This is a genomic window from Actinorhabdospora filicis, from assembly GCF_030269765.1.
Classification (GTDB): Bacteria; Actinomycetota; Actinomycetes; order Mycobacteriales; family Micromonosporaceae; genus Actinorhabdospora; species Actinorhabdospora filicis.
In genome coordinates this window covers 237,954-255,225 of the sequence record NZ_BSTX01000003.1, presented here as the reverse complement: position 1 = coordinate 255,225, position 17,272 = coordinate 237,954, and the positions used below count along the sequence as shown (strand labels likewise).

General features: G+C 72.2%; 17 protein-coding genes and 1 riboswitch. Of the genes, 6 read left to right on the top strand and 11 right to left on the bottom strand.

Features of this window, described 5'->3' with window-relative positions:
• Positions 1-68: 68 nt before the first annotated feature.
• From metE to QSK10_RS21430, 8 genes are all read right to left on the bottom strand, one after another.
• Positions 69-2,306, bottom strand: coding sequence for a 5-methyltetrahydropteroyltriglutamate--homocysteine S-methyltransferase (metE, locus tag QSK10_RS21465; RefSeq protein ID WP_285664711.1), 2,238 nt, complete (start codon positions 2,304-2,306; stop codon positions 69-71).
• 117 nt (positions 2,307-2,423) lie between these two features.
• Positions 2,424-2,629, bottom strand: a riboswitch (cobalamin riboswitch).
• 4 nt (positions 2,630-2,633) lie between these two features.
• Positions 2,634-3,107, bottom strand: a complete 474-nt coding sequence (locus tag QSK10_RS21460) for a hypothetical protein (protein WP_285664710.1) — start codon at positions 3,105-3,107, stop codon at positions 2,634-2,636.
• A gap of 55 nt (positions 3,108-3,162) precedes the next feature.
• Positions 3,163-3,930 (bottom strand): ABC transporter permease, encoded by a 768-nt coding sequence (locus QSK10_RS21455; protein WP_285664709.1) that lies wholly within the window; start codon positions 3,928-3,930, stop codon positions 3,163-3,165.
• The gene (locus QSK10_RS21450) at positions 3,927-4,856 is read right to left on the bottom strand and encodes an ATP-binding cassette domain-containing protein (RefSeq protein ID WP_285664708.1); all 930 of its coding nucleotides are present in this window, start codon (positions 4,854-4,856) and stop codon (positions 3,927-3,929) included. Before QSK10_RS21450 ends, QSK10_RS21455 begins: the two co-directional genes overlap by 4 nt.
• A 74-nt stretch (positions 4,857-4,930) precedes the next feature.
• Positions 4,931-5,470: an EXLDI protein gene (locus QSK10_RS21445; protein ID WP_285664707.1), complete on the bottom strand. Its 540-nt coding sequence runs from the start codon at positions 5,468-5,470 to the stop codon at positions 4,931-4,933.
• A 141-nt stretch (positions 5,471-5,611) separates the two neighbouring features.
• Positions 5,612-6,250, bottom strand: a complete 639-nt coding sequence (locus tag QSK10_RS21440; protein WP_285664706.1) for a hypothetical protein — start codon at positions 6,248-6,250, stop codon at positions 5,612-5,614.
• 90 nt (positions 6,251-6,340) lie between these two features.
• On the bottom strand, positions 6,341-6,727 hold the full coding sequence (locus QSK10_RS21435) for a hypothetical protein (RefSeq protein ID WP_285664705.1): 387 nt from the start codon (positions 6,725-6,727) through the stop codon (positions 6,341-6,343).
• A 202-nt stretch (positions 6,728-6,929) separates the two neighbouring features.
• On the bottom strand, positions 6,930-7,913 hold the full coding sequence (locus tag QSK10_RS21430) for an aldo/keto reductase (RefSeq protein WP_285664704.1): 984 nt from the start codon (positions 7,911-7,913) through the stop codon (positions 6,930-6,932).
• Positions 7,914-8,035: 122 nt separating this feature from the next.
• On the opposite strand from QSK10_RS21430, the gene QSK10_RS21425 reads away from it, so the two are divergent.
• The 5 genes from QSK10_RS21425 (at position 8,036) to QSK10_RS21405 (ending at position 13,573) form a co-directional block, all read left to right on the top strand.
• Positions 8,036-8,569 carry a hypothetical protein gene (locus QSK10_RS21425; RefSeq protein WP_285664703.1) on the top strand — a complete coding sequence of 178 codons (534 nt, stop codon included), beginning with the start codon at positions 8,036-8,038 and terminating at the stop codon, positions 8,567-8,569.
• Positions 8,570-8,623: 54 nt separating this feature from the next.
• Positions 8,624-9,073: a hypothetical protein gene (locus tag QSK10_RS21420; protein ID WP_285664702.1), complete on the top strand. Its 450-nt coding sequence runs from the start codon at positions 8,624-8,626 to the stop codon at positions 9,071-9,073.
• The gene (locus tag QSK10_RS21415; RefSeq protein ID WP_285664701.1) at positions 9,073-10,323 is read left to right on the top strand and encodes a hypothetical protein; all 1,251 of its coding nucleotides are present in this window, start codon (positions 9,073-9,075) and stop codon (positions 10,321-10,323) included. Before QSK10_RS21420 ends, QSK10_RS21415 begins: the two co-directional genes overlap by 1 nt.
• Before the next feature lie 179 nt (positions 10,324-10,502).
• On the top strand, positions 10,503-13,046 hold the full coding sequence (locus tag QSK10_RS21410; RefSeq protein ID WP_285664700.1) for an ATP-binding protein: 2,544 nt from the start codon (positions 10,503-10,505) through the stop codon (positions 13,044-13,046).
• Positions 13,047-13,114: 68 nt separating this feature from the next.
• A complete protein-coding gene (locus tag QSK10_RS21405; protein ID WP_285664699.1) occupies positions 13,115-13,573 on the top strand; it encodes an Imm1 family immunity protein in 459 nt (152 codons plus the stop codon).
• Between the two features lie 57 nt (positions 13,574-13,630).
• On the opposite strand, the gene QSK10_RS21400 is transcribed toward QSK10_RS21405, so the two are convergent.
• Together QSK10_RS21400 and QSK10_RS21395 are read right to left on the bottom strand one after the other, a co-directional pair.
• Positions 13,631-14,308, bottom strand: a complete 678-nt coding sequence (locus QSK10_RS21400; protein WP_285664698.1) for a CHAP domain-containing protein — start codon at positions 14,306-14,308, stop codon at positions 13,631-13,633.
• A 163-nt stretch (positions 14,309-14,471) separates the two neighbouring features.
• Positions 14,472-15,209, bottom strand: a complete 738-nt coding sequence (locus tag QSK10_RS21395; protein ID WP_285664697.1) for a TetR/AcrR family transcriptional regulator — start codon at positions 15,207-15,209, stop codon at positions 14,472-14,474.
• Between the two features lie 68 nt (positions 15,210-15,277).
• Here QSK10_RS21395 and QSK10_RS21390 point away from each other — a divergent pair, with 68 nt between their 5' ends.
• A complete protein-coding gene (locus tag QSK10_RS21390) occupies positions 15,278-16,093 on the top strand; it encodes an alpha/beta fold hydrolase (RefSeq protein WP_285664696.1) in 816 nt (271 codons plus the stop codon).
• Here the strand turns inward: QSK10_RS21390 and QSK10_RS21385 are convergent.
• A complete protein-coding gene (locus QSK10_RS21385) occupies positions 16,085-16,777 on the bottom strand; it encodes an SGNH/GDSL hydrolase family protein (protein WP_285664694.1) in 693 nt (230 codons plus the stop codon). The two genes, QSK10_RS21390 and QSK10_RS21385, sit on opposite strands and share 9 nt — an antisense overlap.
• Between the last annotated feature and the right edge of the window lie 495 nt (positions 16,778-17,272).

Below are 17,272 nucleotides of genomic sequence, written 5' to 3'. Positions count from 1 at the left end.
GGTGCACGGGGGCGCGCCGGGAGCACGCTCCTCCTCGACGGCGGAGTGCTCCCGGCGGTGAAGGGGACCTAAAGGTTCAGCTCGGCGCGGACCTCGGCCGCGGCGGCGACCATCGCCGCCAGCGCCGGTTCGACCTCGGCGTAGCGGCGGGTCTTCAGGCCGCAGTCGGGATTGACCCACAGCAGGCGCGGATCGACCGCGGTGGCGGCCTTGCGCAGCGCGGCGGCGATCTCGGCGGCGTCCGGAACGCGCGGGGAGTGGATGTCGTACACACCCGGCCCCACACCCCGCGAGTAGCCGCCCTCGCGCAGCTCGCCGAGGATCTCCAGCCGCGAGCGGGACGCCTCGATGCTGGTCACGTCGGCGTCCAGCGCGTCGATCGCGGGCAGCACCGGCCCGAACTCCGAGTAGCAGAGATGGGTGTGGACCTGCGTCTCGTCGCGCACACCCGAGGTGGCCAGCCGGAAGGCAGCCACCGCCCACTCCAGATAGGCGGCGTGGTCGTCGCGGCGCGGCGGCAGCAGCTCGCGCAGGGCGGGCTCGTCCACCTGGATCACGCCGATCCCGGCGGCCTCCAGGTCCACCGTCTCCTCCCGCAGCGCCAGGGCCACCTGCGCGGCCGTCGCCGCGAGCGGCTGGTCCTCGCGCACGAACGACCACGCCAGGATCGTCACCGGGCCGGTGAGCATCCCCTTGACGGGCTTCTCGGTGAGCGAGGCGGCGTGCGCGCTCCACTCCACCGTCATCGGCGCGGGCCGGTGGACGTCGCCGTACAGCAGCGGCGGGCGCACGCAGCGCGTCCCGTAGGACTGCACCCAGCCGTGCGCGGTGGTGGCGAAACCGCCCAGCCGCTCGGCGAAGTAGCGCACCATGTCGTCGCGCTCGGCCTCGCCGTGCACGAGCACGTCGAGGCCCAGGCGCTCCTGGAGGCCGATGACGCGGGCGATCTCGCCGCGCATCGCGTCGCGGTACTCGGCCTCGGAGATGCGCCCGGCGCGGTGGGTGGCGCGGGCCGCGCGGATCTCCGGCGTCTGCGGGAAGGAGCCGATGGTCGTGGTGGCCAGCGGCGGCAGGTTCAGGCGCGCGGCCTGAATCCGGCGGCGCTCCTCGGCCGGGCCGCGTCCCTCGTGGGAGGCGGTCGCGACGCGCTCGCGGACGCGCTCGTCGCGCCAGGCGTCCGGGACCGGCCCGATCGCGGCGGGCGGTGTTTCTCCGGTGAGGACGCGTTTGACGGCGACGACCTCTCCGGCCTTCTGCCGCGCGAAGGCCAGGCGCTCGCGCAGCTCGGGCGCCAGGCCGGTCTCCTCCTCGGCGTCGTGGGGGACGTGCAGCAGCGAGCAGGACGTCGACACCACCAGGTCGTCGCCACCGGCGCGGGCGGCGAGCGCGGCCGCGGCGGCGATGTCGGCGCGCCAGATGTTGCGGCCGTCGATGACCCCGGCGGCGATGAGCTTGCCGGTGGGGCCGTGCGCGGCCAGGCGCTCGGCGTCGGCGGTGTCGGTGGCGAGGTCGACGCCGATGCCGTGGACGGGGGTGCCGAGCAGGACGTCGAGGGCCTCGCCGAGGTGCCCGTAGGAGCCGGTCACCAGGATGTTCGGCGCGCCCTCCAGGGTGGACAGTCGTGTGTAGGCGGTGCGCAGGACGGCCAGTTCGGCGGGCGAGCGGTCGGCGGTGAAGGCGGGCTCGTCGAGCTGGACCCAGGACGCGCCGGCCGCGCCGAGGGCGGTGAGGACGCCCGCGTAGGCGTCCAGCAGCCCGTCGAGCAGGTCCAGCGGGGCGAAGCCGCCGGGGGCGTCCTCGGCGGCCTTCGACAGCAGCAGAAACGTTACGGGCCCGACCAGGACCGGGCGGGTGTCGTGGCCCTGGACGAGGGCCTCGCGGTACTCGGCGAGCGGCTTGTCCGGCACGGCCCGGAAGACGGTGCCGGGGGCCAGTTCGGGGACGAGGTGGTGGTAGTTGGTGTCGAACCACTTGGTCAGTTCGAGGGGCGTGGTGGTGGCCGTGCCGTGCGCCATGGCGAAGTAGGTGCCCAGGGCGTCCAGGCCGAGGTCGCGGTGCCGTGCGGGGACGGCGTCCACGGCGACGGCGGCGTCCAGGACATGGTCGTAGAGGGAGAAGGTGTTGGAGGGGAGGAGCTCGACGCCGGCGTCGGCGAGCGCGGTCCAGGTGTCGCGGCGGATGCGCGCGGCGGCCTCGGCGAGCCCGGCGGCGTCCAGGCCACCGGTCCAGTAGGCCTCGACGGCCTTCTTGAGTTCGCGGCGGCGCCCGATGCGCGGATGGCCGAGAACGGTCGTGCTGATCTTCACGGTGTGTCCTTCCCACGAGAACGACACCACCGGCCGGTGGGAGGGGAAGGCGCACGGCGGGCCACGGCCCGCGCACGGCACCGGCCCACCCGCGAGGCCGACGGCGGCGCACGCCGGTCGGCGCGCGCGGCACGGGCAGGTCTTCGGACTCGCGGGCGTGGTACTCGTGCCTACCGGCCGTCGCTTCCCAGACGCGTGGTCCAGTGCTCTTGACGGCTTTCGTTCCCGCTCACCGCTGCGGGGCAGTCCCGGATTCCCACCGGGTTCCCTCTTGCGACGCCGTGACCGGGTTGTCACGGCGAACCAGCGCCACCGCGAGCATAGCCGTCAGGACGCGAAGCGCGCGGCGAAGGCGCGGTCGGCCGCGCGCAGGGCCGCGTCCAGCTCGGCCGGAAGCGCGGGATGGCCGGGCGCGCCGGGGGCCAGTTCGACGCTCACGCCGATCGCGCCGTGGCGGCGGACGCGGGCCAGCCCGCCCGGCGAGGCGGCCTCGACGGTGATCGCGCCGAGCGCGTCCTCCAGCCCGGCCACCAGGGGGCCGGGCGGGGCGTCCGGGACCTCACCGCCCATCAGGACGCAGAGCGCGTCGCGGTACTCGCGCTGCGCCCGGGTCAGGGCCGCCGCGATCTGCCGCGCGAGCCCACCGGGGTCGCGCCCGGCCGTGTCGCCGAGCTCGACGCTCGTCCCGCCCGGGCCCAGGACGGCGTGGACGCTCGCGTCGGGCGAGGGCGCGCGGACGGTGAGGGCGCGCAGCCCCGCCAGGAACTCCATAGCGGACGGGCGCGACGACGGTGCGGTCATGCGCCCGCACGCTATGGAGTTCCGGCGAGGCGTGGGCTAGGCGGCTACGAGGCGGCTACTCCCCCGCGCGGCGTCGGTAGGTGGAGCGTCCCCACAGGTAGCCGCCGAGGGCCATGGCCAGGCACCAGCCGACCGCCCAGAGGCCGTCGGCGCCGACGGGCGTCCCCAGCATCAGGGCGCGCAGGGTGTCGATGATCGGGGTGAAGGGCTGGTGCTCGGCGAACCAGCGCAGCCCCGGCGACATCGCGCCCGGCGGGACGAAGCTGCTGCCGATGAAGGGCAGGTAGAGCAGGGGCGCGACGATGTTGCTGGCGCCCTCCGGCGTCTTGGACAGGATGCCCATGGCCACGCCCATCCAGGTGACGCCGAAGGCCAGCAGCAGGATCAGGCCCGCCGCCGCCAGCCACCCGACGAGATCGGCTTGCGGACGGAAGCCCAGGATCATCGCGAACCCGATGACCAGGGCGACGCCGATGAGGGTCTGCACGACGGTGCCCACGACGCGTCCGGTGAGGACGGCGTTGCGGGCGATGGCCATCGTCCGGAAACGCGCGATGATGCCCTGTGTGAGGTCGTTGCACACGCCGATGGCCGCCGACATGCTCGCCGCGGTGACGGTCATGAGGACCACGCCCGGCGTCAGGTAGTCGACGTAGCGCCCGCCCTGGCCGATCCCGGCGTTCAGCGCGTCGCCGAGGACGAAGACGAACAGCAGCAGCAGGATCACCGGCAGCGCCAGGATCCCCAGCGTCAGCCCCGGGTAGCGCAGGGCGTGCTTGAGGTTGCGGCGGAACATCGTGTACGAGTCGGCGAGAGCGTTCACCGGGCCGCCCCCTCTCGTGCGGTCAGGGCCAGGAACACGTCATCGAGATCGGGACCGTGCACACTGAGCCGTTCGGCGGCGATCCCGGCGGCGGCCAGCTCGTCGAGCAGCTCGCGCAGCGAACCCACGCCGCCGTCGCCCTCGACCAGCAGCGTCAGCGCCTCGTCGTCGCGCACACCGCCCGGGAAGTGCGCGGCGGCGTGCGCCAGGCCCGCCGCGTCGGCGAAACCGAGCCGCACGTGCCCGCCCGGGACGAGGCGCTTCAGCTCGTCGGCGGTGCCTTCGGCGACGATGACGCCCTTGTCGAGCACGGAGATGCGCCCGGCGAGCTGATCGGCCTCCTCCAGGTACTGCGTGGTGAGGAAGACGGTGACGCCACCGGCGACGAGCTCGCGGATCACGTCCCACACCTCGCGCCGGCTGCGCGGGTCCAGGCCCGTGGTGGGCTCGTCGAGGAAGATGACGCGCGGCTCGCCGACCAGGGTCATCGCCAGGTCGAGCCGCCGCTTCATGCCGCCGGAGTACTGCGCGGCGACCTTCCCGGCCGCCTCGCCCAGGTCGAAGCGCTTGAGCAGCGCCTCGGCCTTGGCGCGGCCGGCCTTGCGCGGCAGGTGATGCAGGTCGGCCATCAGGAGCAGGTTCTCCCGCCCGGTCAGTAAGCCGTCGACGGCGGAGAACTGGCCGGTGACGCCGATCAGCTCGCGCACCCGCGCGTCCTCGGCGGCGACGTCGAAGCCCCCGACCGAGGCCGTCCCGGCGTCGGCGGGGATCAAGGTGGACAGGATGCGGACCATCGTGGTCTTCCCGGCCCCGTTCGGGCCGAGCAGAGCGTGGATCGTGCCGGTGGCGACGTCGAGGTCGACGCCGTCCAGGACCCGTTGGTCACCGTAGGACTTGCGCAGCCCGGCGACCCGGATGGCGGTCATGGTTCCTCTCTCCGGGCGGCGTCCATCGCCCGGAGACGCTCACGCCCCCGGGTGCCACCGCCCTGTTTCGCGCGTCAGATGTCGAGGTCCTCCACCGGCGGCTGCTCGGCCACCGCGGCGACCATCTTGTAGAGGTCCTCGGGCACCTTCTCGGCGAGCTCTTCGAGCGTGCCCACGACCTCCAGCCGCGCCTCGCCCTGTGTGAAGGACCAGGTCTGCTCCCCGATGCCCAGCAGCGACCGCCAGTCCATCAGGCCCTTGAGCCAGTCGCCCTCCTCTTCCCCCGCGGCACCCGTGCGCCACGTCGGGGACTTCTTGAGGTGGACGACGAACTTCCCGGACCGCGAGCGGTACACCCGGTAGACCTCGACCAGGTCGCCCATGGAACGTCCCCACTCGGCCAGCAGGACGCCCACGAACCGCTGCTTGCGGCCCACGCCCACACCGACCCGAACGATGACTTCCCCAAAGCCCTGCTCGCGGCCCTCCTCGACATCGACGAAGCGGCGCAGCGCGGTCCCGATCGCCGCGGACAGGCTCCCGCCCGCCAGCTCCTGGGCCCGCTTGAACAGCGGGAGGTCTTCGTCGGAGACGTAGATCGTCTTGTTCGGCATGACAACCTCCGGGGATCAGTCTACGTATAGATGTGTGTATACGACAAGGGTTGGCGGGGGTGGGAGTTCGCGCTGGTGAGAACGATCCCGGATGGAGGGTGACGGGATCGCGGCGGGGTGTGTGCGCCTTCGCGCAGCCTGCTAGGGCCCGGTGACCGGGTACCCGATCCGGCGCGCCACTCGGGCCAGCTCCGCCCAGTCGGCCTCCGGCCGCAAAGCGGCCACGCGCTCGGCGGTGAGCTCCTCGCGGGCGAAGACCCAGGCCACGTCGTTCGGGGTGAAATCGAGGTCGTGCATCTCCGCCAGTTCTTCGGCGTACTCGTCGAGGGAGGCCGGGTTGAGGTTCAGCTCGATGAGCCAGCCGGCACCGATGTCCTCCCACTCGGGGAACTCCGCCGGTCCATGGCGCCAGCCCTCGCCGGGTGTCCACCAGACGCACAAGGTCGCGGCGGTGACAAGTTCTGCGACGTCGGCATCGAGGAAGTCCGGCAAGCCGTCGAGTGCGCCGGGCCAGGTGAGTATGCCGTGCCTTTGTGGACTGAGCCCCGAGGTTTCGTGCTCGAAGACGTAGGCGAAGGTCCCTTCTTCGGCGAAGACGACCCCGTACTCGTTGCCCGCGCCGTCCTCGCAGGTGAGCAGGTCGCGGCCGGGACGCCAGCCGGAGATGAAGCGGTGGCCGACATCATCGCCGAGGACCAGATCGAGCATGGTCAGGGCGCGGCCGTTCACTCGCAGCACACCGGGCTCGGCGAGACGGACGATCAACTCGGGAAGTCGCATGGGCCGATCGAACCACCCGACCGGCTACGGTGCGGCACCGCCATGATCACCGCGTTGCCGCAGCACCATCTGCCGGGCATGGCACGTTCGTTACCGGCGCGCCTTCGCCTCGGCGAGCACACCCGGACGGAACTCGGCCAGGTGGATCGCGGCGGCGAAGAGGCCGTGCACCACCGCCGACCACACGCCCAGGGTCCCCCACCAGAAGAACAGCCACAGCAGCACCGGGATCGCCACGAGGGGATACGGCAGGAACTGGACCACCATCGCGCCGCCCTTCCCGGCCCCCGCGGCGCGCACGAGGGCCAGGACCGCCAGCACCAGGAGCATCAGGACCACGGGCACGCCCATCCAGACCAGGCCCTCGGCGGTGCCCAGCGAGTTCAGCACGCTCCACCCGTGGGCGATGACGAGGGCCGCGGCCATGAGCACGGCGTAGGCGAGGCTCCAGCGGGCGAGGAATCGAAGGAAGGGCATCTGCGCTCACCCACCCGAGGGGTGATCGGCGGGCACACGGGCGTGAGGGCGTGACCTGGGCATCTGGGCGCTCCACGGGCAAGGTGGCCGTTCGGGCAAGGGCAGACTACGACCGCGTCCGCCCGCGCGACATGGCCCGACCGTCCACATCGAACACCGCGGGCCCGGTGTCACCACCGGACCCGCGGCATCGTTCGGCGCGCTAGTGGGCCGCGTCCAGCTTCGCCCGCTGCTCCGCGGTCAGCTTCAGGTCCACCGCGCCCAGGGTCTCCTCGATCTGCGCGACCGACGACGCGCCGACCAGCGGGAGGATCGGCAGGTCGTGCCCGAGCTGCCAGGCCAGGACGACCTGGTTGAGCGTCGCGCCGGTCTCGGCGGCGACCTCGCGCAGGGCGGCCAGGCGGGCGGGGGTGCCGGGGTGGTCGTAGTCGTCGGGGATCTTCTTGGCGGGGTTGGTGTAGACGCCGCCCATGAGGGGTGAGTACGCCACGAGGGTGGTGCCCTGCTCGCGGAGGTAGGAGGCGAGGTCGGCGGTCACGGTCCCGAAGCTGCCGTCGCGGAAGAGGGGCTGCGGGATGTCCATGCGGGGACGCAGGTAGCTGTGCTGGTACTGCAGGACGCTCCAGCCCGTAGCGCCCGAAACCTCGGCGTGCGCGCGGGCGCGTTCCAGGCGCCACACCGCCCAGTTGCTGGCGCCGATGAGGCCGACGGTGCCCTCGGCGACGAGGCCGGTGAGGGCGTCCATGGTCTCTTCGACGGGGGTGTGCGGGTCCTCGATGTGGGCGTAGAGGACGTCGATCTTGTCCACGCCGAGGCGCTCCAGGCTGCCCTCGACGGCGGCGCGGATGGCCTTGGCGGAGAGGCCCTCGGGGTTGTCGGCGTAGCCGGTGCCGGGGGTGAGGGGGCGGGCGCCGAGTTTGGTGGCGATGGTGATCTCGTCGCCGACACCGCGGCTGCGGCGCCACTTGCCGATCAGTTCCTCGCTCTGGCCGCCGGTTCCGCCGTCGAACCAGTAGGCGTAGTTGTTGGACGTGTCGATGAAGGTGCCGCCGGCCTCGGCGAAGCGGTCGAGGACGTCGAAGGACGTCCGCTCGTCGGTGAAGGTGCCGAGCAGCATCGCCCCGAGGGCGATGGAGCTGACGGTGCGGGCGGTCTTCGGGTCGGCCCCGATGCTGCGGTACTCCATGGCAGTGGAGTCTGCAACCTAGAGCGCGCTCCAGGTCAAGTTTCCGGCTCACCGGCATTTCACACCCGCTTTGACATGCTCGGACACGTCCCCGGTAGCCGAGCGTGAAACGAGAACCGAACATGGGCACGTTCGCCGACCACATCGCCGCTCAGGACGACGAGGTCCGTTCTCCTGACGGCAACATCACCGCGCGGGTCACCGGCGGTGAGATCAAGGGCCTGGCCTTCAAGCCGGGCACGTACGAGCAGTACAGCGACGCCGCCCTGGAACTTCAGCTGGCCGGGTTGTCCCGGCTGGTGTGGGTGGCGCGGGCCCGCGCGCGCAGAGACGCGTTGCGGGCGGCGGTCGACGGTCCCTACGACCCCGAGCCCATGCGCCCGGACTCCGCGCAGTCGCGGCAGGCCCTTGAGGAGCAGCAGAACCTCGTCGTGGACGTGGAGATGACGCACGTGACGGTGCGCGTCGAGGGCGGCACGTCCTGGCGGGTGAAAGTGAAGGCGGGAACGGTCCGAGAGGTCCCCGAGGAGCTGTTCCTGCGCGAGGTGGCGACGGCGGCGACGACCGCGATCGGCCACTGGCGGGCCCGCATGCACATGGTGCGCCAAGAGGCGTACGGGCCCAGCTTCATCTACAAGGGGATGGTGCCGCGCTGACGCGCCTCCCCCACGGGCATTGGCCGCGCTCGCGCGGCCGGAACGGAGAACGACATGGGTGGTGAGGTTCTCAAGGTCCAGCTTGAGGACGTCCTGGCCGCCTCACAGCATCTGAGTGAGATGGCCGACGTGTACGACGGAATCATCGGCAAGTTCAAGTCGGCGGGGTCCTCCACGACCGCGTTCGAGAGCGGCTCGGCCAGCGGGCCGTACGGGGCCGCGATCAACAAACTGTGGACGATCAGCGCCAACACCTCCGACAACCTCGACGCCAGCGCGCGCACGCTCATCCGCTACATCAACGCGGTGTGCGCCACCGACGCCGCGGCCGCCGCCGAGCTCAAGCGCGACCGGGACGCGTTCAACGCCTCCCTCGCCGAGCAGGAGCGCGACAGCGGCGGCGACCTGGGCAACGAGCTGCCCGAGGTCAAGCCCGGCGACCCCGACGGCACCACCGTCGACGAGCCGACCGACACCCCCGCCGACCGTCCGGGAGGCAACTGATGGGGGCCTGCGGTGAGCACGAGGGCATGGACAAGGGCGCGTACGGCGCCCACGTCAAGAAACTCGCCAAGGAGCTGAAGGAGAAGGTCGCCAAGACCGCCGCCGACACCGTCCTGCGGGACGCCAAGAACGTCCAGCAGGTCGTGCAGCAGGTCCTGAGCAACAACCACATCGACGAGCAGCGCGACTACCAGCGCGACCACGGCAACCTCGCCGGCTACCGGCCGTCCCAGGTCGGGCCCGACCACGGTTACAGCATCCTGCCCGCCGACTGGCGCAAGATGGTCGACAAGTACCGCACGGAGTACCACGTCGACCTGCTGACCTTCGACGCCAAGAACCGCGACCAGGCCGAGAAGCAGCTGCGCGACGTCCACCTGACCTGGATCGAGCAGCGCTTCGACCGGGCCGCCAACAGCTTCCCCGACCCGAAGGCCTCCGACTCGCAACTGAACGACCTCAACGCCGTCGGCGGCGAGGGGCAGCTCGTGGTGATCACCGGTTCGGAGAAGTCCGGGCAGTCGCAGGTCAACATCAACGAGGCGACCCATCCCGGGCAGGGCCTGCTCGGCGCGGGCACCTTCGGGCTGGTCTCCACGATCCAGGGCGATGTGAAGGGCTGGCAGGCGGCGACCGCGGAGAGCTTCTCCAAGCAGTTCCTGCCCCGCATCCCCACCGCGGTGACCAACCAGATCGCGGCGGTGCGCGGCGTCCGCAACATCCTCGCCGCCCACTCCGGCATCGTCGCCCTGGCCCGCAAGGACATCGACGGGCTCCTCCACGACGGCATCACCGCCGTGGAGAAGTTCGACGACTGCTGCGAGGGCGGCGACGAGGTCGTGGCCTGGCTCGCCGTGGCCGCCGGTGTCGCCGCCGTCATCGCCGGGATCATCGCGCTGCCGGAGTCCGGCGGGCTCAGCGCGGTCGGCATCGCCGCCGGCGTCAGCATCATCTCCGACGCGATGAGCGCCTGGAAGGACACCAACGAGCTCACCGGCAAGGCCGGGGACCGCAAGAAGTCGATGAACCTCGCCGGGAAGACCCTGGAGGAGACCGTCGACAAGATCCTCGACGCCACCGACGAGACCTACACCGAACTCGACAAGGGCTACACCGAGATCGGCAACGGCTTCAACAAGCTGGTGAACGTGATCTCGTCCAGCCCGGTCCTCTACGAGGCGCCCAAACCCAATGACGCCTTCCTCAACGCGACCCCCGGCAACGTGCGGGACGTGACCGAGTCCAACTGAGGTCCCTCGATGACTCCACCCGGCCGACCGGATGACGGGCCGGTCGGCCGGGTGGTGCGCAATCACTGATACACCACGCCCACCGGGTCATTCCAGGTCACTCCGGTGCCCTTCGTGCCCGATAGATCCACATCTTCGACGGGTCTGACAGCCCGCGCCGGTCTTCCTACGATGAGCTCATGCCTCTGGCCAGCGATGATCGGCATCTCGGTGCGGCCTTCGATCCGGGTTCGGCGCGAACGGCCGGTGAGTTCCTCCTCCTGCTCCGCGGGCTCATCGACGACAGTGGACTGACCTACCGCCAGCTCCAGCGGCGCGCCGAAACCCACGGCGACACCCTCCCGCCGAGCACCCTCGCCTCCGCGCTGAAACGCGACACGCTGCCGCGGCGGGAGATGCTGCTCGCGGTCCTGCGCGCCTGCGAGGTCCCGGCGCCTTTACGGGCGCGGTGGCTGGCGGCGTGCAGCCGGATCGCCCACGCGGGCCGCGTCTCGGCCGCCGGACGGGCGTCCGATGTGGACGCACCCGAACCCGGCCGGGTGCCGCGCCAGCTCCCGCAATGCACGCGCGGCTTCGTCGGGCGCGCCGCCGAACTGGCCTGGCTGGACGAGTCGACGTCGGCCGAGGGCGCGCTGGCCGTCATCAGCGGCCCGGGCGGGGTCGGCAAGACCGCGCTGGCCGTGCACTGGGCGCAGGCGGCCTCCGCGCGATTCCCGCACGGGCAGCTCTACCTGGACCTCGGCGGGTTCTCCGCGCACGCCGCACTCACGGCCGAGCGCGCGATCGCGATCCTGCTGGAGAGCCTCGGACTGCCCGTCGACGACATCCCCGCCGACCTCGCCGCGCGCTCCGGGCTGCTGCGCTCGGTCCTGGCCGACCGGCGGATGCTGCTGATCCTGGACAACGCCGCCCGCGCCGAGCAGGTCCGGCCACTCGTGCCGGGCGGACGCCGGTGCACCACGCTGGTCACCAGCCGCCACCAGCTGCCCGGGCTCGTGGTGCGCGAGGGCGCGCGGCGGCTCGACCTGCGGGTCCCGTCCCCGGCCGACGCGCGGGCGCTGCTGCTCGCCGCGACCGGCGGGCGCGGCGAGGCGGGCGAGCTGGACGCCATCGCGCGGCACTGCGGGCGGCTTCCGCTGGCGCTGCGGATCGCGGGCGCGAACCTCGCCGGCGGCGGCGATCCCGGCGTGTTCGCCGCGCGGCTCGGCGCGGAGTCCATCATGGACGAACTCAGCGTCCCCGAGGACGCCGACAGCGACCTCGCCCGCGTCTTCGCCGACACCCTCGCCACCGTCTCGCCACCGGGACGGGCGCTGCTGGCCGCGATCACGCGCTTCCCCGGCACCACCGTCAGCCTGGACGCCGCGCGCGTCCTCACCGGCGAGACCGCCGCTGGGACCCGGCGGCTGCTCGCCGAGCTCACCGCCGTCCACCTCGTCGAACAGGCCGCCCCCGAGCGCTTCGCGCCGCACGACCTGGTGCGCGCCTACGCGTCCCGGCTCAGCGCCGACACCGCCGCCGACACCCGCCTCGCCGACTGGTACCTGCGCCTGGCCAACGCCGCCGTCGGCGAGATCCGGCCCCGCCGGGCGTGGGTCGAGCCGCCCGGCGACAGCGCCGTCGCCGACCCGTGGCGGTGGCTGGACGAGGAGCGCGGCAACCTCGCCGCGCTGATCCGCGCCGCCGCCGCGTCCAAGGCACCCCTGGCCTGGCGGCTCGCCGACCCCTTCTGCGCCTACCTCGCCGCCCGCCGCGACCTCGCCGAATGGCGCGAGATCGCCGCCCTCACCCTCGCCGCCGCCGAGGACCCCGTCGGCGTCATGGCCATGAACGCCAGCCTCGGCTACGCCCTCGCCGAAACCGACCCGCCCGCCTCCCTGGAGCTGTGCCGCACCGCGCTGGACCTCGCGCGGCGCATGGGGCGTCCGCGCTGGGAGGCGAACATGCTGCTGCGGCTGGGCATGGCCCACCGCGAGGCCGGGCGCGCCGAGGAGGCGGTGGCGCACCTGGCGTCCGCGCTGGAGATATTCGGCGCCCTCGACCCCTGCGACAAGGAAGCCGCCCGCGAGGCCGCCGAAGCCGTCGAGACAGTCTTCGGCTGGTACCGCGACGCCGGAAACGACTACGGCGAACCCGAACCCGGCTACGCCCTGCTCGCCCGCACCGCCGACGTGGCGATGCTGCAACGCGTCGCGGAGTTCTTCACCCGCCTCGACGACCACCGCCTCGCCGCCTACATGACCCAGGCCGCCGCCTACACCGCCGCCGGACTCGGCCACCGCGCCGAAGCCGCATCCCTCGCCGTGGCGGCCCTGCGCGAAGCCCGCGCCGGACACGACCGGCCCGTCGAGGCCCACGCCCTCATCACCCTCGCCACCATCGAACCCGGCCACGGCGGACCCCGCCTCGCCGCCGAAGCCCTCGACGTCGCCACCCGCTCCGGCGACGCCCACGCCGAGATCCGCGCCCGCCTGGCCCTGGCGCACCTGCTCCCGGGCGACGAGGCCCTCACGGCGGCGAAAGGCGCCGTGCTGGCCGCGTCCCGCGCGCGGCACCCCGCGCTGGAGCGGCAGGCGGCGGCGCGGACGGCGTCGCTGCTGCTGGCGCGCGGGGAGAGCGGCGAGGCGCGCGTGTGGGCGGAGCGCGCGTACGCGCTGGCGGTGGAGGCGGGGACGGAGGTGGCGGTGGAGCGGGCGCGGTGGCTGCTGGGGGAGGTGGGGTGAGCTCGTTTCGTCCTACGGTGGCGATGGCGTCGTCCTGAGTGGGCGTCGGGAGACGGAAAGGGGCTGGCGTGAGCGACAGCGGCGCGGACTACGAGGGGCGACTTCCCGATGCGGGGAGAGCACTCCTTGAGGTCAAGGTGTTCGCGGGTGGCCGCACTCCCCCGACGACTCTCCCGGCCGCGGCCGTCAAAGGGTGGCTGGCCGAGCGGGTCGAGGAGTGGTCCGACCGGCCGATTCCGGGGCTGGTGGCGCTGGAGGGACCCGCCGAGCGTGTTCTGGAGGTGCTGGTGGGGCATCCGTCGGTGAGTTTCCTCGTGTGGCATGAGGGCCTGGATGAGATCGCGTGCAGCGTGGGCACGGTCGAGCAGCCCGCGGATCTCGCCTTCGACTACGGCGGGCACCGGACCACCCCGTACGCCGACGCGGCGGTGCCTCCGTCCGTGGCGGCCGAGGCGGTCGCGGAGTTCATCGCCGGTGGCGGCGAGCGCCCGGCGGTGGTGGGCTGGAAGGAACCCGGGTTCGCCTAGAGCACACCAATACCCGCCCGGTCTCCCGGGCGGGCAGCGGTGTGCGAGCGAGCCGTCCTACTTCGGCGCCGGCGAGGCGTAGCCGACCACGGACGAGGCCTTGTTCGACGTGTTCATCACGTGGTTGACGATGTTGGAGCGGTTGCCCTCGACGGAGTTGAAGGTGCCGTCGGTGTTGGTGTCGTAGAACGAGGTGACGATGCCGACGTGGTCGATGACGCCGTCGCCCTCCCAGTCGTAGACGACCGCGTCGCCCTTCTTGGGGACGTAGCTGCCCTTGGCGTGCCAGGTGCCGTTGGCCTGGCCGTAGGACTTGAAGCTGGACGCCATGGCGTTCAGGCCGGTGTACTTCGCGCCGCCCCAGTAAAAGGCGAACTTGGCGAAGTCGGCGCACCAGGCGCGGGCGCGGTAGTTGACGGTCACCCAGGACTTGGTGCCGTTGCGGTACTCGTAGCCCTTGCTGGAGTAGCCGCAGGTTCCGGTGGGGTTGTTGTCGTAGCGGTCGTTGGCGGGGTCGGCCCAGAATCCGGTGTAGAAGTTGCAGTTGGCGCCGTGCTCGGTGAGGCGCTTCTTGACGTCGTCGCTGTCGCTGCTGAACTGGTCGTAGGCGATGTTGCCGACGTCGGTGCCGAGGGCGGTGTCGGCGGCGTTGGCGGCGGTGGACGGGACCATGAAGCCCGCGATGGCGCTCGCCGTTGCGGCGGCGGCGATGAGTACGCGCTTGAGGATGTGCAAGGTGTCCTCCAATGGGGGAATCGGTTCGCCGTATTTCTAGCGACCGGTCCGGCCATTCCAGAAGGGTTCTCGCACGAGCCCGAACGCCTTCGAACAACGCGAATGGGGGCACCGGGATTCACCGGCCCATTCGCGTCGGCGTTCGCTTTGTGAACGAACGGGGTCAGGCCAGTCCGTCGAGGAGGAGGTCGATGCCGGTGCGCATGGTGGCCTCGATGCGGGCGCGCCAGTCGGGGTCCCAGCCGGTTGCCCGGGAGAGGCGCACGGACAGGGGGAAGCGTTCGGCGAAGTCGGGGGCGGACGCCGCAAGGGCGTCAGCGCGGCGCTGCCAGGTCTCGGTGTCGGGTTCGCCGAGGCGTTCGGCGTCGGCGAGGGTGCGGGCGAAGCCGCGGACGAGGTGGTGCAGGGATCCGGCGGCGCCGCGCAGGGTCTCGGGGGGCAGCGCGAGGGGTTCGAGGGCGGCGAGGAGGTCTTCGAGGACGGCCTGCTCGTGGGGGCCGAGGACGGCGCGGGCGTAGGAGACCTCGGGCACCCACGGGTGGCGCAGGTACATGGCGGTGAGGTCGGCGGCCCAGGTGTGGACGCGGTCGCGCCAGGGCCCGGCGGGCCGGTCGCGGCCGAGTTCGGCGTGGACGTGGTCGTACATGAGGTCGACGAGTTCGGCCTTGTCGGCGACGTAGGTGTAGAGCGCCATGGAGGTGCGGCCCAGGCGGTCGCCGACGGCGCGCATGGACAGCCCGGCCATGCCGGTCTCGTCGGCGACGGCGACGGCGGCCTCGATGATGAGCCCGACGGACAGGGCGCGGCGGGGGCCGGGGGCGGTGGGGACGACGTCGTCGTCGGTGCGCCACAGCAGCCTGATGATCCGCTCGGCATCGCCCTGACCTGGGATGACACTCACCTTGTTCAACTCCTTACGCCATAAGCTACTGTTAGCTTACAGCATAAAGAGATCGAGAGGAAACCGTCATGACCAGCGCCGAACTCCACGACGGAAACACCATCGACGTCCACGTCCAGGGCACCGGACCGGCGATTCTGCTGCCGGTGAACCCCATTCCCGTCGAAGGCGAGAAGGCCGATTCCCTGCGGAAGTGGGGCGTGGATCCAGCACTCGGCCGGACGCTGATCGACGGCCTTTCCGACGCCTTCACCGTCATCGCCGCCGACTACGAGGGCCACGTGCTGGCCCACCCGAAGCCGGACACGCTCACGCCGGACGCGATCGCCGCCGACCTGCTCGCCGTCGCCGACGCCGCCGGGGCCGGGCGCTTCGCCTACTACGGCTACTCGTGGCTGGCGCTGGCCGGGCTCCAGCTGGCGGTGCGCACCGGGCGGCTGACGGCGCTGGCGATGGGCGGCTTCCCGCCACTGGGCGGGCCGTACGCGGATATGCTGGTGGTGACGCGGGCGACGCACGCGATGGCCGGGCGGCCGTCGTCCGGCGGCGAGTGGGACGGCGACTGGGACAGCGTCGGGGTCGGCCTCAGCGAGGCGCAGACCCGGCAGTTCGTGACGCTCTATGAGGCCCTGCGCGGCTTCGACGACACGAGGGCCGAGGTCACGGTCCCGCGCCTGTGCTTCGCGGGCTCGGCCGACACCATCGCCTACGGCGAGCGCTGGGGAAACACCGTCGTCGACATCGCCGGGGCCTTCGCACGCGAGGATCTGGCCGGCGCGGGCTGGGAGGTGGCGGTCCTCGACGGGCTCGACCACACCGGGGCGATGCAGCCCGGCGCGGTGCTGCCGGTGCTGCGGCCGTGGCTGGATCGGGTGTCAGGTTAGGAATCCGGCGATCTCCTCGGCGATCATGCGGGCGCCGCGCTCGTTCTGGTGCACGAAGTCGGTGGTGAGCTCCAGTCCGCGTGAACGTGAGACGGCGTCCCAGCTCTGGCGCAGCAGCAGGTGCCGGGCGAGGGCGCGGTTGCGGTAGGCGGGTGTGTCCACAAAGGCCGGACGCCGGGGCGCGGCGGCCCGCAGGTGCGCCAGTTGCCGCTCGTGAAGGGGCAGGTAGGTGACGCCGTGCTCGGCGGCGACATCGCGGACGACGGTGGCGTAGTCGGCCGAGGCGCGGGCCTGCGGGGCGTCGGGGTCCTGGCCGAGGACGGTCGGGGACAGCAGCGCGAGGCGGGCGGTGGTCTCGCGGGTGACGCGCTCGACGATGGTGGACAGGTGCTCGGCGAAGCGTTCCCGGGTGGGCGGGGCGGGCGGGTTCTTGGCGGCGATGAGGCGTTCGGCGGTGGGTCCGCCGAGGCTCGCGCGGACGTCGTTGGTGCCGATGAGGACGGTGACGGCGTCGGGCTGGAGGGCCAGCAGCGGATCGAGGCGCTGGAGGGCGTTCCAGGCGAGGTCGCCGTTGACTCCGGCGCGGGTGAGGCGGGCGGTGGGGACGAGTTCGCGCAGGATGGCCAGGTAGTCGGCGCTGACCTGCGCGCGGGTGATGCTGTCGCCGAGGCAGAGGACGTGCACGGAGGTCTCCTTGCGGCCGTGGAACCGGTACGCGTCCAGTCTCTGATCATGGTGAGCCCGGCGCTGACCGGGTCCGTCCAGTGGGGACCGGGCCGCTACTCCTTCGCACGCCCGCGAGAGGGAGCTGATCGCGGCCGCCACCGCGTCCAGTGTGGACGCTCGTGGGCTGCTGGAGCTGGCCGCCGGGCCCGCGCCCGAGCCACTGCACCCGGGTGCGCGGCGCGCGGCGGAGCTGATCCGCCTTGCAACACAGTGCCACCCTGTCGCAGCTCGGCGAGACCTTCCGCCGCCAGTTCGGCCTGAGCGCCAGCGCGCTGCTGGGCATGGGACTGCCCCTCACACTGGGCTGACGCCTCCGAAGTGGACGCCCATCGCCCCGCCTCCACCCGTGGGTGGAGCGCCGGGTTCCATTCCCGCGCCGATCCGCCGGGCGCCCCGATTTTCATACCGTTCTCTCATCGCCGGAAACGCCGGTGGGAGAACGGAAAAGGGTGA